Genomic DNA, 14,064 nt, shown 5'->3' with positions numbered 1-14,064 from the left:
AGAGGCCCTTCTTCCATGCCTGCCGACCGGCCAACTCACCCGAATCAGCATGCTGTTCGAACCCCGCCGACCACGCGAGCGGATAGCGAACAGCCAGTGAGACTTGCATTGTGCGAAGACCGCCGAGATCGGCGAGGCCCTGGAACTGCTGTGGGGCACCGCGGCGGTCAACACCTGGAACGCCCGCCGGGCGGTGGTGCTCTCCTGGCTGGGCTGGTGCGCGGAGTACGGCTACGACGGTCCGGCGGTCCCGGCCTGGACGAAGCGGCTGGCCGTGCCGGATTCCGAGACCCCGGCCCGCTCGAAGGTGGCCGTGGACCGGTTGATCGCCGGGCGCGAGGTCCACCTGCGGGAGAAGACGCTGTGGCGGATGCTGTACGAGAGCGCCGCCCGCGCGGAGGTGGCCGTGGGGACCGGTTGATCGCCGGGCGCGAGGTCCACCTGCGGGAGAAGACGCTGTGGCGGATGCTGTACGAGAGCGCCGCCCGCGCGGAGGAGATCCTCGGCGTGAACATCGAGAACCTGGACCTCGCCGCGCGCCGTTGTCCGGTCAAGGCCAGGGGCGCCCGGAGCAAGGCACGCCGCCGCGGCCGGGCCCGTGAGGACTTCGTGCTGGAGACCGTCTACTGGGACGCCGGCACCGCCCGGCTCCTGCCCCGACTGCTGCGCGGCCGGACCCACGGGCCGGTGTTCGTCACCCACCGCCGCCCCGGCCCGGGGAAGGTCGTCAGTCCTCGCGATGTGTGCCCGGACACCGGCCTGGCCCGCCTTTCCTATGGCCTGGCCCGCGCCCTGCTGGACGACCACACTGCCGTACGCGGGCCGGGAACCGGCTGGGACCTGCACGAGTACCGCCATTCCGCGCTGACTCACCTCGGGGAGCAGGGCGCCTCTCTGCTGATGCTGATGGCCAAGTCCCGGCACAAGAAGCCGGAGAACTCGCGCCGCTACTTCAAGCCGTCCCCCGAAGCGCTCTCGGAGCCGACCAGCCTGCCGGCCCCTGGCGATGCGCGCCGCTGACTACGGGCAGCGTGACTCGGCCGCCGTGTGCTGCGCCTCAGGAGTCTGCGTGAGGGGGGAGGCATGCGGCACGGCGGATACGGGCCGGGGCGTCAGCCGGGCGATGAGCAAGGCGATCACGACGGCGCCCGCAGCTGCGAGCGCGGCCCATCCCGGCAGCGCGCCGGCGCTGGTGCCTCCGGCGAGCAGGGCGCTTCCGGCCGCCGATCCTGCGGCGGAGCCGAGGTACATCGCGGCCATCTGGAAGGCGACTACGGTCATGGCCTGCTCGGGGCGGTCGCGGGTGAGGGCCTGTTGCAGGACGGGCACGCTGATCCAGCCGCTCGCACCCCAGACCGCGGTGGCGATCAGCCATGCCGCTGGGTGGTCGGTGAACCAGACGATGAGGAAGGAGGAGAGGAGAAAGGCCGGGACGACGGGCATCAGCCGGCGAGAGCCCAGCGTGTCGAGGGGTTTGCCGATCAGGCCAGAGCCCAGTACGCCGCCGATGCCCCAGGCCCAGACGAGTGCGAAGCCCCAGCCGTTCAGGCCGCGCTCGTCGGCCATCGGCAGCAGGTAGGTGTAGAGGCCGAGGCTGGCCGTGCCCAGGACGAAGGACAGTGCGACGCCGAGTGCGACGCGCGGGCTGCTGAGCGCGGCGCGGGTTCCTGTGCCGCGAGCGGCAGGCAGCTGGGGCAGCGCGCCGGAACGCAGGGCGAGGGCGAGCATGCTCAACACTCCGATGAGCACGACGAAGCCCATCGTCCCGCGCCACCCCACTTGCTCGCCGATCAGCATGCCCAGCGGCACACCGGCGACGGTCCCGGTGGACAGGCCGAAGGTCACCAGGGCCATGGCGCGCCCGCGTTCGTGGTCGGCCACCAGCGCTCCGGCGGTCGCCGTGGCGACCGCGGTCAGCACGCCGGCCCCCGCGCCCGCCACGACGCGGGAGGCGAGGAAGACGCCGAGTGTGGGGGCCAGTGCGGTGGCGAGATTGCCGAGGTTGAAGGCGCCGAGCGCGACCAGCAGTGCCGTTCTGGTCGACCGGCCGGCCAGGGCGCGGGAGAGGAACGGGCCCGCAGCCGCGTAGGCGGCGGTGAACGCGGTGACGCCCAGTCCGATCGCCCCGGCCGTCGTGGCCAGGGAGTCGGCCATGTCCGGCAGGACGCCCGCAAGTACGTAGGCGTCGATACCCAGGGAGACCGCGGCGACGACCAGCGGCCAGACCTTCCCGATCACTTGGCACCCCCCGCGGCCCCGTCCTGGCCGGCTTCGTCCTCGTAGCCGGCCAGGACGGTTCGTACCAGGCCGGGGAACCGGTTCTCGAGATCCTCGGTGCGCAACCGGATCATGCACTTGCGTCCTTCGGCGCGGACGAAGACCACGCCGGACTCGCGCAGCAGGCTCGTGTGGTGGGTCAGCGTCGAGCGCGGCAGATCCGGGCCCAGCTCGAGACTGTCGACCTCGCCCCGCTCGGTCAGGATGCGCACCATCGTCAGGCGCAGGGGCTCACTGAGTGCGAACAGCACGCGCGGGAGCGCGATTTCATCCGTGTCGGGATGGTGGTACGTACGGGCCGCAGCCATCACATCTCTCCAATCGTTCGAGAATTCCCGCACAATATAGTGCGGGAATTCTCGAACGATCAATCCCTGTGCCGGACCTCTCCGTCCCGCCGGATCGCAGGTGGACGCCGGGCCGTCCTCACTCCTCGTCGGAGGCGTCCGGGTCTCGGAGCGGCCGCAGCCCGCCGGGCAGGTCGGGGAGCTGGAAGGAGTGGCGGCCGAGCATGTTGATGTGGTGGCGCACGAACGGCGAGAGGCGGGCCACATCCTCGTCGCGGACGTGGAAGCCCTCCGTCCGCAACTGGTTCACGGCGGCGTCCATGTAGCGGGTGTTGCATAGCACGAGCGCGTTGAGGACCAGGCCGAGGGCGCCGATCTGGTCCTCCATGCCGTCCTGGTAGCGCTGGTAGAGCTGTCCGGCCCGCCCGTGGAAGATCTTCCGCGCGAGGGCGTGGCGGCCTTCCTGGAGGTTGGCCTGCACCTTGATCTGCCGTCGGTAGCCGGGCTCGTCGGCCAGGCGCAGGATGTGCAGGGTCTTCGCGATCCGCCCGTAGTGCGCGATCGCGTCGCCCAGCGGGGTGGGCCGTCCGTCGCGCGACAGCATCCGAATCACGTCGTAGGCGCGGACAGCTCCGGTGTGGATGGAGCCGATGATCCGCAGGATGTCCTCCCAGTGCCGCTCGATCCGGGCCGGGTCGACCCGGCCGCGGGCCGCGTTTTCTGGAAGGCTCCGTAGCCGGCGGTCCGGTCGATGCGCCACATCTTCTGGTCCGGCAGGTCGGCGAGCTGCGGGGCGCAGGCGAACCCGGCCAGGGCCAGCAGGCCGAACACGATGTCGCTGGAGGACGCGGTGTCGGTGACGATCATCTCCGGGCGCTTGCCACCGTCACGGTCGTAGAGGACGTCCAGCACGTACAGGGAGTCGCGCGGGGTGCCGGCCACGACCTTCCCGCCCAGCCCGGCCGCTTGGTCGTTGATCATGTTGAGCCACGTGGCGCCGCCCCGGCGCCCGAAGTACTTCGGGTTCGCCCGCGCGTACACCGACGGCACGGGGACGACGAACCGCATCCCGTCCACCGAGGCCACCAGGCCCCCGCCCCACGCCTGGGCCAGCGGGATGGACGCCTGGTGCTCGACGAGCGCCGCGTTCGCCGCCCGGCACGTCGCCAACCTCAAGTACGTCTGGTCCACGTGGGAGAGCCGCCCGTACTTCAGTGCGTCCGCACCGCCCATCACCGGGGTGTAGCCGACGTTGCAGCCGTGGGTGACCAGCAGCCCGGCGATCGTGACGCTCAGATCCTTCAACCGGGCCTCGCCGCCGGTGACCGAGGTGAACGCCTGGTCGGCGCCGGTCCAGGACATCACCTCCAGCAGCACCTCCGGCAGGTCCACGCGCGGCAGCATCGCGTTCACCGCCGCGCGCAGGTCCAGCAGGGAGGCCGGTTCGGGCTCCGGCTCCAGGGCGGCGAAGTGCAACCGGCCGTCGTCGTCGAAGACGATCTGCGCGTTGTCCGGGACCCGGCCCGCAACCTCCCGGTAGGTGCCGTCCAGCAGCGCCGCCCGCGCCGCCAGGTGGGCGTCGGCCTCCCCAGGCAGGCTCAGCGGCGAGCACGGCGGGCCGGGCCTGCTGCCACGCCTCACCGGCCAGCAGCTTCGCCCGCGGGTCACCCCACTTCGAGGAGTTCCGGGCGAAGACCTGCTTGCTGCGCAGCATCCGGTGCAGCTGCTCCAGCACGCAGAACGTGTATGCCTTCCAGTCCACCGTGCCGGGCTCCAGGTGCGGGGCGGACAGGACCAGACGCCGCCAGGAGCCGGTGAGCAGGCCGGTGCCGATCTCGGCCGGGCCGACCTTCTTGCGGCCCATCAGCTCCGACAGCGACAACAAAGCCGACAGCACCGGCTCGCCCTCCGGAGTGGCGTCGAAGTCCACCACCGTGATCAGCAGCTTCAGGAACGGCCGCACGGTGCCGAACCGGTTGACCAGCATGGCCCGCCATGCCTCATCCGCGTCGGAGTCCAGCGGCGGGGTCAGCTCGAACAGCGCGGCGATCGCCGCCGCCAGCTCGTGGCGGGGCACCACCTGCTCGATCGCGGCCCACATGCCCTCCAGGCTCTCGACCTTCGACGGGGCGATCTCCCCGGTGTCGGTGTCGACCTGCTCGCTCGCTGGTGGTGTCGAACACGACCTGGAATGCGGTCGCCAGCTTCGCCGACGCCCGCTCCACCCGCGGCAGCGTCTTCAGCTTCTCCTTCGCGCTCTCCCGCTCCGCCCTCGCCAGCAACTTCGTCGCGATCAGCACCTCCAGCAGGTCCAGCGCGTCGTCCACCGCCCGCGAGGTCAGGTAGACGGTGGTGGCCAGCAGCGTCGCCAGCCGCCGGGCGTCGGAGTGCCGGCGCAGCAGCGACGCCTTCCCGTCCACTCCGTACCGCGACAGCTCCGCCAGCCGCCGGGGCGGTATCCCCGACACGTCCACGGCGCCCATCCCCAGCGCGGCGATCTCCTCCGCCCGCTCCAGGGCCCGCTTCATCTGCGGGCCCGACACCCGCACCCCCCGGCGCAGCCGGTCCAGCTCCGAGACCCGCTCACCCGGCGGCACCGTCAGCAGCGAGTCCAGCACCGCCCGCTGCCCCACACCGAGCGTCCCGTACAGGGTGTCCCACAGCCGCTGGTTCGCCGCCTCCCGCACCGACCCCACCAGCCTGGCCAGACAGCTCACTCCCGGCAGCAACACCCGGCCCTCGCTCAGCCACCCCGCCGCCGCGCCGAACAACGCCTTCGGCCCGCCCCCCCCGTCGTCCACGCCCGCGCGTCCAGCCACCCCGCCAACTCCTCGCGGACCTCGGCGAAGTCCCGCCAGTCCCCGGCCTGCTAGATCTCCCCGGCGTGCGTACGGGCCGTACCGTCCCGCTCGCCGTACAACTTCAAGCACGAGGCGTCCTCAATCTCCAACTGCCCCGCCAGGTACTCCGCCACCTCCGCCGGCACCTGCCGCGGGTCCGGCATGAACCGGCCCAGGAACCGCACGCTCGTCAGCTGGACCGCGTACCCGAGCCGGTTGTGCGACCGCCGCTTCGCCCGCACAGCCTCCCGGTCCGCGTCGTCCAGGAAGAAGTACCGCTCCAGCTCCGCCTGCGAGGGCACCTCATGGAACGACCCGGACCGGGCCGCCTGCTCATCCGTCAGGAACTCGACCGCCACAACAACTCTCCGAAGATCGAAAACAACGACCCACGAAGGCTCCGACGCTCAATCACTCCAGGTCAAAGCACCAAACCATCTGGCGAACCCTTAGCGCACGATCTGACACGGATGTTCCTCGGCCCCCGTCTCAGCGAGAAATGACTGCGCAGGCCAGAGCCGAGTGAGGCGCCATCCTGGCGGTGTCGCACAATGAGCGGATGACGTGTACCGAGGACGCGGCCACCGCACACGCCTGGGCGGTCATGGGGGGTCGGAGCCAACTGGTTCGGAGCGTGTCCTTCCAGGGGGCGGGCGCTGTCCTGCCGTCGCGTCTGCCGGTGCGGGAACTGGCGCGGGCTGGCGTCGGAGTGGCCTCGCTGGCGGCGGCGGAACTGCTGGCGCTGCGCAACCGCGTACCGATGCCCACAGTGCGGGTGAACGAGGCGGCGGTGGCCACCGCGTTCGTCAGTGAACGCCACCTGCGAATCGACGGCCGGGCCCCGACGTCTTTCGCCCCGCTGTCCGGGTTCTGGCCGGCTGCCGACGGCTGGGTCCGCACCCACGCCAACTACCCGCACCACCGGGCCCGGCTGCTCAGCGCCCTGGGTATCGCGGACACGGGAGGGGACCGGGAGCTGGTGGGCGTGCTCTCGAAGGAGTTGGCATCGCGTCCGGCCGGGCAGGTCCAGGAGACCGTCTACGCGGCAGGCGGCCTGGCCGTGGCCGTGGCTTCCGCACCCGCTGCGGCCGGGCCGGCTCTGGTCGAGACGCGGCACGTGGGCCACAGCAGCCCTCGGCCGCTGGCGCCCGCACCCGTACCGGCCCAAGACGTGCGGGTCCTGGACCTGACCCGCGTCATCGCCGGCCCCGTCGCCACACGGACACTGGCGCTGCTGGGCGCCGACGTGCTGCGCGTGGACGCCCCCCAGTTCCCCGAGGACGCAGATGCTCACGCCGACACCGGCGTGGGCAAACGCTCCACGTTGCTGGACCTCGGCGACCCTGGCGACCGGCACGCCTTCGAGGACCTTCTCGGCCAGGCGGACGTCGTGGTGACCGGCTACCGCCCCGGTGCCCTGGACCGGCACGGACTGACCCCCGACGCCCTCCTGGACCGGTACCCCGACCTCATCGTGGCCCAACTGTGCGCCTGGGACTGGTCCGGCCCCTGGGCCGAGCGTCGCGGCTTCGACAGCCTGGTCCAAGCCGGTACCGGCATCGCCGCGATCGAGGCCACGGCCGACGGCCGCCCCGGTGTACTGCCCGCACAGGCGCTGGACCACGGAACCGGGTACCTGCTCGCCGCCGCCGTCCTACGCGCACTGAGCGACCGCCAGGCCACCGGCGGTGGGCGTCATCTTCGCCTCTCCCTGGCAGGCACAGCGTCCTGGCTGCTGCACGACATCCGCCCCACCCCGACACAGGGGGAAGCCGACACCTACGATTCCGCGTCCTGGCTCGCCGAGACCGAATCGCCCTACGGACTGCTGCGTCATGCCCTGCCCCCGGTCCACTACGACGGCGCACCCGTGAACTGGGACCATGCACCGACCCAGTGGGGGAGCGATCTGCCGAACTGGGCCTGAGAACGCGACGGCCCTTGGCCCGCTATTCGAGAGCCCCGACGTTTCAACAACCTCGGATCACCGTTTCTCGAGAGGATTCGGGGGGACCGCGACCCCGGAACTCGCCGAACTCCTTCTCGCCGAACCCGCCGTACGGACGACATCAAGATCGGTTACGCCCGGGTCTCCACCGGCGGACAGAAACCCGAGCGCCGGCTCGGCGCGCTCGAAGCGGCTTCGCTCCCCGAGAACCTCGACACCACCCCCAGGCGGGGGCGCCTGATCCTCCACGTCTTCGCTGCCCTGGCGGAGGACCCGTCTTCGAACCGGTGAGAGGCCTGACCGAGATACGGGTCAAAAGGGGGGGGCAACGGGATGGAGGAGCCCTCGCCGTATTTCAGAGGGATGTCCGCACTGCTCTGCCAGCGGCAGAACGGCGGCCGGACCGGGCTTGACGATCCCTACAGTCCAGTCTCATGACGACGATGACGACGATTACGACGCGTACGGTCGAGTATCCGGCCGACGGTCTGACGATGATCGGGCACCTCGCGCTCCCGGCCGGTGCCGACCGCCGGCCCGCGGTGCTGCTCGGACCGGAGGGCATGGGGCTCAGCGACGTAGAGCGCCGCCGGGCCGACGCTCTCGCCGAACTGGGATATGTGGCGCTGGCCTTCGACCTTCACGGCGGGCGCTATTTGGGCGACCCCGAGGAGATGCTGGCCCGTTGCCTGCCGCTGCTCGCTGATCCCGACCGGATGCGGAGCATCGGCCATGCGGCGCTCGACGAGCTGCGCACCGAACCGCGGACCGACCCCGACCGGATCGCCGCCATCGGCTACGGCACCGGGGGCGCCGTCGGGCTGGAACTCGGGCGCGACGGCGTCGACCTGCGCGCGATCGGCACAGTCAACGCGACCACCACGGGCCGACCGGGCGAGGCGACGCGCATCCGCTGCCCGGTGTGGGCCGGGGTCGGATCGGAAGACCCGATCATGCCGCCCGCACAACGAAACGCGTTCACCACCGAAATGCAGGCCGCGGGCGTCGACTGGCGCCTCACGGTCTACGGCGGCGCCTTGCACGCCTTCCACCACCCGCCGGTCGACCACCCCACGGTCCCCGGCGTCGGCCACCACCCGCAGCACGCGCAGCGAGCCTGGCGCGACGTCGTCGACCTGCTCGCCGAGTGCCTGCCCGTGACGGAGGACCCTGGGGGCGCGACCCAGGCGAACATGCCGGCCCCAGGCTCGGACGGCGTCGTGCACTGACCCGGCCGAGCGCGAGGCGGTCCGCAACGACGCGATGGACGGCATCGTCGCGTGCTCGCGATGCCGCCGCTTCCATCGGACCTGTGACGCATCAAGCAGCGTGAACGGTTCGGCAGATCGGGGCAGGGATGCGTTGTCCGGACGGCGGGCCGGGTGAGTCGCCGGGTCATGAGCGTGATCGAGGCAAGGTCAGCATCGCGTCGGAGCGCGGAGTGCTCAGGCTCGGTCTCGTAGTCGCGCACGTTCCGACGCGCATGCGACAACCAGGCCAGTGACCTCCGTGCCCTTCAGCCGGATATGCGCTTCAGGAGCGTCGTCTTGCCCGTGGAGTGGGTGCCGAGTACCGCGATACGCAGGGGCGCGGAGGAAGTCACCACAGGGTGGGGTCCTTCTCTGGTTCGGGGGCGCCGGGCAGGCCGGGCGGCGCGGCCGCGGCGACCAGCTGGTCCCAGGTGTTGTAGCGGGAGGCCATGGCGATCAGGAGTTGCGCGGTGGCGAAGGCGTCGAAAGTGGCCCGGTGCCGGGCGCCGGGGGCTTCACGCAGGTCGGGCTGTACGTGCTCGATCAGCTTGTCCAGGCTGTACTTGCCGAGGTCGGGAAACGCGTCCTTGGCCAGCCGCAGGGTGTCCAGGACGCCGGCGGGCTCCCAGCCGGGCAGGTGGGCGGCCAGGACGCGGTAGTCGGTGTGCGCGGTGTGCGCGCAGATCCAGGCGTTGCCGAGGAAGGCGCGTACCCGGTCCGCGACGTCGGCCCAGGCCGGTTTGTCGGCGAGGTCGGTGTTGGTCAGGCCGTGCACACGGGTGGCGAAGGGGGTGACGGGGCGGTTCGGGCGGGTCAGCCACCAGCCCGCGGTGCTCTTGTCGGGGCGTCCGTCCCGTACGGGCAGCGCGGCGACTTCGACGAGGTCGGGCGGGTTGGTGCCGTTGCCTTCGACGTCGACGACGAGCAACGCGGACCAGGTGGCGAAGTTCATGCTGTCTTGGGTCCGTCCTCCGCCTCCCAGCCGATGGGGCCCGGCCGTGCTGGCGGCAGTGATGGGGCTTGCTCCGGTCGTGGCACTGGTAGCCGAAGCCGTGCTGCAGGTAGTAGCGGGGCGGCTCGTCCAGTCCCTCTACGACGATGGCACGGTCATTGACCTCAACGTCGCCGGTCGCACCAAGGGCGCGCGCTTCATGCACGACGGCGTCCGGAGGCAGCCTCCTGCCGTTCGCTGGCGATGGCGGCTGCTACAGCTGCGCCGAATCGGTGTCCCTTGGATTCGCTGGGTAGTTGCCCTCAGCTTCGGCTACCAGGCTCGCGACGGAATGGCGCCGCTCAACGCTGTCCCGGATTGAGCGAGCGGTGACCAGTCCGACGGTGACCGTGCTGGCCAGCACCCCGGCGGCGACCGAGGCACAGGTGTGCCGCCTGCGCCGGGACCGAAAGCTCGGCCCCGCCCGCGTCGGCCCGATCCTGGGCCTGCCCGCCTCGACTGTCCACCGGGTCCTGGTCCGCCACCGGCTCAACCGCCTGGCCTTCCTGGACCGGCTCACCGGACAGGTCATCCGCCGCTACGAGCGCGACCGGCCCGGCGAACTCGTCCACGTCGACGTCAAGAAGCTCGGCCGGATCCCCGACGGCGGCGGCCACAAGGTCCTGGGCCGCCAGGCCGCCGGGCCACCCGCAGCGGCATGGGCTCCGACTACATCCACTCCGCCGTCGACGACCACACCCGCCTCGCCTACAGCGAGATCCACGGCGATGAGAAGGCCGCCACCTGCGCCGGATTCCTCCGCCGGGCCGCGGCCTTCTTCACCACACACGGCGTCGACCGCATCGAACGGGTCCTGACCGACAACGCATGGCCTTACCGCAAGAGCTTCGCCTGGCGCGATGCCCTGGCCGATCTCGGCGCGGCCGGGAAACTCACCCGCCCTTACCGGCCGCAGACCAATGGCAAGGTCGAACGCTTCAACCGGACCCTGCTCGACGAATGGGCCTACCTGCGGCCCTACACCAGCAACACCGAACGAGCGGCTGCCCTGGCAGACTTCCTGCACAGCTACAACCACCACCGCAGCCACACCGCACTCGGCGGCCAGCCACCGATCAGCCGCGTGAACAACCCTGCGGGTCAATACATCTAGGGCACGGACTGTCCACTGCGGCTCACGAGTGAACGCGTGTACGAGGTCGACCGTCCGCTCATGCCCAGGCCACGCCCAGTTTCCGCAGCGCGTCGAGTTGCTCGGCGGTGAGCTTGTCGCGTCTGGCGCGGGTGTTCGATAGCCATACGCCAAGCCGCACCGGCGTCGGCGCCGCCTCGCCTTCCGTCGCGATCTCCACGACCGCGCCGCGCGGGACCGTCCGTTGGCCTTCTCGTTCGATCCACTGCGCCAAGGCGGCCAGCCCACGATGGAACGCCTGTTGGGCCTTGCTCCCCTTCGCCGCGCCCCTGGCTGCGGAGGCGGGAAGCGGCGTCCGGGCGGGCTCCACACCGATCCCCGACAGCCGCTTCTGCTGTTCGGCCGACAGGAGTCTCCAGCCTCGGCGTTGTCGCTGGAGCCAGCGTCCGATGTCGTCGCCGTCGATCGTCACGCCGGGTGCGATGTCGGGCAGTACGCCGGCGGGTTCGTCGGCGGCGAGGTCAGCGAGGTGGCGGTAGTGCCGCTGCCAGTCCAACGGCCACGGGCAATTCCAATCCTCATCGACTGCGGCCAGCTCCTGTCCGCGCTCCGCTGCTCGCTTCGGCTTCTTGCCGAGGCCGCCTGTCCGGCGGAGGTTGGCGATGTGCTGCCCGATGGGGACGGGCCCGTCGCCGGCCGGATCGTCCCAGACGGCGTCCTGTCTCGGAGCCAGGTGTCCGGTGGCGCGCCGGTAGGCCCGGAACACGGCGAGCTTGGTCTCCCAGTCTTCCTCGCCCGGCTCCCAGACCATGCCGACCTCGGGAGCGTCGAGGAGCTTCTTGCGGCGCGGTTCGAGTTCCCCGGCCCGTAGCGCTTTCCGCTGCTGGTGGACCCATCGCCCAAGCGGAAAAGCCTTCGTCGCTCCCACCTCGATCTCCACGTCATACGGAACGGCGTAGAGACCGGTGATCTCGTGTTCCTTCCGCCAGCGCAGCAGGGCCTGGTATCCCTCGAGCCAGACCAGCGATTCGGGGCGGTAGACACGGGTGCGTAGGAACGCCGCGATCGTTGCCGGGTCGCGCGGAGTGGAGAAGTGCAGCAGCGCCGACTCGACCGCACCGTCGGTGCCGTCCTGCTCCTGGTCCCCGCCATCGCCCTCACCGCTGGCCCCGATGATCCGCCCGTTCTCGTCACGCTGGATGTGGACCCTGCGGCTGCCGCTGGTGAGGGCGCGGGAGGCGAGCTGCTCGACGAGTCGCTCGTCGTGCGAGCGCAGGCCTTGGAGCACAGCCACCAGTCCTGCATACGAGGCGCTGGCGATCATGTCGGTGGGATCCTCGCCCAGCTCCAGGAACACGGGCACGATGATCCGCGCGACTTTCGTGGAGCCGTCCCGGTTCAATCGGAGCGCCCGGCCGATGTTCTGCACGATCTCGACCTGCGAGCCGCGGGTGTCCGCGAAGCAGACGGCCTCCACGCCCCGCTCGCCGGTGATGTCGACGCCTTCCCCGAGCACGCGGCAGCTGGCGAGGAATGCCCGGTGCACCCTGTGCCCGGCCGCGTTGATGCCGCCTGCGAACTGCTGCAGGACTTCGCGCCGCTCGGTGACGAGGTGGTCGCCGCACAGCCACGCCGACCACACCCGCTCCGGCGGTACGTGCCGTCCGGCTTCCAGCTCGTAGAAGTCCGCGCCGATCGATGACGCGGGCAGCTCGCCCGCGGTCGCCAGGTCCTCGCCGGTGGCATCACGTGCATACAGCTCAGCAGCGGTCTCGGGCAGCTTCTCCGCGAACGCGGCAGCCTCCTCCACCCTCTGGTGGAACGTCATGACCGTACGCAGGTTGTACGCCGCGGCGTGCTCCAGCAGCGCCGTCTGCAACAGGGCCAGGCGCCGGCCCCGCCGCGCCTCCTCCGACTCCCCCAGAACGGGGGAGGGGTCGCGGATCTCCAGCACGTCGATCTCGAACCCAGCGAGGATCTCCCGCTCGATCGCCTCGCTCAGCCCGAGCTCCGCGATCCACGCGCCGTATGTTCCGTCCGGGTCGTCGGCCATGGTCGCGATCTCCGCCTCCTGGCCGTCCGCGCCCTTCTGGGGGCGGGCGGCGGCGAGGATGCGCGGGGTCGCGGTCAGGTAGAGCCGGAAGTCCGCCGGGACCCGCTGGTTGTCGTGGATCGCCGCCCACGGACGACCAAGATCACCAGCGGTTCCATGCGCCTCATCCACGATGGCGAGGTCGAAGCCGTCCATGCGCTGCCCGTAGAGGCGCTCTCCGCCCGCCAGAGCGGCCTCCAGCGGCCCGCGAACCTTCCGCTGGCCCACGGGAGCGTCGATGTCCTCGCGGTCCACGAGGGAGGCGTACGTGGCGAACACGACGACCGGCCCGCGCCCGGCCCACAGGGCGAGCTGGATCGGGTTGGTGGTGGTGCGCACCCCGAGCGCGTTGAGGACCGCGTCGTTCTCCAGCGAGCACACCGCGACCATCGGGGCCCGGTGGCCCACCAGGCGCCACGCCTGGGCGGTCTGGGCGAGCAGGTCCAGGGTCGGCACGGTCACGAGGATCCGGCCGTCCGCGAACGCTTCCAGCGCGCACGCGGCGGCCGTGATCGTCTTGCCCGAGCCGGTCGCTGACACGATCGTGGCACGGGCACCCTGCGGGGGGACAGATGACCTTGCAGGGAATCCCACCCACCTGCGAAACGCGGAGCGCTGGTCTACCTGGTGTTCCTTGAGCTGAATCACTGACATTTCCATACCCTCCCCGAGCGCTGAATTCGTGTGGTCTTTTAGAGGGCCGCTTGCGGAATGCAGGCCGCGCCCAGGTCGTTCCAGATCGACGCATCCCCCTTGTGCCAGCCGCCCGGCTTTCCGTCCTTGAACGGCGGCTTGTCGTCTACGTCGTAGTGCCCGGCATCGAGCGTGCAGACGATGACGTCCCCGTCGCTGTTCCTCGTCCGCGCCGTGCACAGACCGCCGGCCTCGCCCAGCGCCTCCAGCACCCGGCGCCGCGCCGTGGTGTGCGGGTGGGTGCGCTGCAGCACGGACTCCCGGACGAACTTCTCCAGCCTCACAAGGTCCGCCCGCTCACGCTGCCTCACGTCCGCGATATGTACGGCCAGTTCAGCGGTCCCGGCCGACCAGCCGCCGCGCCGGGACCACTCCCGGTCCGCGATGCCCACCAGGGCCTCGCTCACGGCCCTGACGCCGTCATCCCAGCCGTCAGCGAACAGCGAGCCCCGAGAGGCCGGCGCCATGCCGTCCAGCTCCACTACCTGGCACTGCGTGATGGTCGGCTTTGGGTTTTCAGTGTTCGGTGTTTTGTTTTCAGTGCGGGTTGTGCCTGGTGGTGACGGGTGGGTTGGTTGTTCGCTGAAGGCTTC

At 70.9% G+C, this 14,064-nt stretch carries 9 protein-coding genes and 3 pseudogenes; 5 read left to right on the top strand and 7 right to left on the bottom strand.

What is annotated here, in order from left to right; all coding sequences use genetic code 11:
* Positions 1-124: 124 nt before the first annotated feature.
* Positions 125-1,020, top strand: a pseudogene (locus tag KUM03_RS29260) (hypothetical protein); the annotation flags it as partial.
* Here KUM03_RS29260 and KUM03_RS29255 read toward each other — a convergent pair.
* The 3 genes and pseudogenes from KUM03_RS29255 to KUM03_RS29245 all read right to left on the bottom strand — a co-directional run bounded on the left by KUM03_RS29255 (position 1,021) and on the right by KUM03_RS29245 (position 5,763).
* Positions 1,021-2,238: an MFS transporter gene (locus KUM03_RS29255; RefSeq protein ID WP_217253160.1), complete on the bottom strand. Its 1,218-nt coding sequence runs from the start codon at positions 2,236-2,238 to the stop codon at positions 1,021-1,023.
* Positions 2,235-2,585: a helix-turn-helix transcriptional regulator gene (locus tag KUM03_RS29250; RefSeq protein ID WP_217253157.1), complete on the bottom strand. Its 351-nt coding sequence runs from the start codon at positions 2,583-2,585 to the stop codon at positions 2,235-2,237. The genes KUM03_RS29255 and KUM03_RS29250 overlap by 4 nt, the downstream gene beginning before the upstream one ends.
* 118 nt (positions 2,586-2,703) lie before the next feature.
* Positions 2,704-5,763, bottom strand: a pseudogene (locus tag KUM03_RS29245) (Tn3 family transposase).
* A gap of 350 nt (positions 5,764-6,113) precedes the next feature.
* Between KUM03_RS29245 and KUM03_RS29240 the strand changes: the two are divergent.
* Positions 6,114-7,331, top strand: a complete 1,218-nt coding sequence (locus tag KUM03_RS29240) for a CoA transferase (protein WP_308406444.1) — start codon at positions 6,114-6,116, stop codon at positions 7,329-7,331.
* 464 nt (positions 7,332-7,795) lie between these two features.
* Complete coding sequence (locus tag KUM03_RS29235) at positions 7,796-8,581, top strand: dienelactone hydrolase family protein (RefSeq protein ID WP_217253162.1); 786 nt, start codon at positions 7,796-7,798, stop codon at positions 8,579-8,581.
* 287 nt (positions 8,582-8,868) lie between these two features.
* Here KUM03_RS29235 and KUM03_RS29230 read toward each other — a convergent pair whose 3' ends face one another.
* Both KUM03_RS29230 and KUM03_RS29225 read right to left on the bottom strand, forming a co-directional pair.
* Positions 8,869-8,958, bottom strand: coding sequence for an ATP-binding protein (locus tag KUM03_RS29230; protein WP_217253153.1), 90 nt, complete (start codon positions 8,956-8,958; stop codon positions 8,869-8,871).
* Positions 8,952-9,554 carry a 3'-5' exonuclease gene (locus tag KUM03_RS29225; RefSeq protein ID WP_217253150.1) on the bottom strand — a complete coding sequence of 201 codons (603 nt, stop codon included), beginning with the start codon at positions 9,552-9,554 and terminating at the stop codon, positions 8,952-8,954. Before KUM03_RS29225 ends, KUM03_RS29230 begins: the two co-directional genes overlap by 7 nt.
* A 79-nt stretch (positions 9,555-9,633) precedes the next feature.
* Between KUM03_RS29225 and KUM03_RS38620 the strand changes: the two genes are divergently transcribed.
* Positions 9,634-9,915 (top strand): hypothetical protein, encoded by a 282-nt coding sequence (locus KUM03_RS38620; RefSeq protein WP_254400067.1) that lies wholly within the window; start codon positions 9,634-9,636, stop codon positions 9,913-9,915.
* Positions 9,882-10,707, top strand: a pseudogene (locus KUM03_RS29220) (IS481 family transposase); the annotation flags it as partial. The gene KUM03_RS38620 and the pseudogene KUM03_RS29220, both read left to right, overlap by 34 nt.
* A gap of 58 nt (positions 10,708-10,765) precedes the next feature.
* Here the strand turns inward: KUM03_RS29220 and KUM03_RS29215 are convergent.
* Together KUM03_RS29215 and KUM03_RS29210 are read right to left on the bottom strand one after the other, a co-directional pair.
* Positions 10,766-13,432, bottom strand: a complete 2,667-nt coding sequence (locus KUM03_RS29215; protein ID WP_217253148.1) for a DEAD/DEAH box helicase — start codon at positions 13,430-13,432, stop codon at positions 10,766-10,768.
* A 38-nt stretch (positions 13,433-13,470) separates the two neighbouring features.
* Positions 13,471-14,064 (bottom strand): hypothetical protein (locus tag KUM03_RS29210; protein WP_254400066.1); only part of this gene is annotated, 594 nt, incomplete at its 5' end.

The sequence above is a fragment of the Streptomyces sp. AC602_WCS936 genome (genome assembly GCF_019049125.1).
GTDB lineage: Bacteria > Actinomycetota > Actinomycetes > Streptomycetales > Streptomycetaceae > Streptomyces.
The sequence above is the reverse complement of the archived record's forward strand: the minus strand, read 5'-3'. Positions and strand labels throughout refer to the sequence as shown.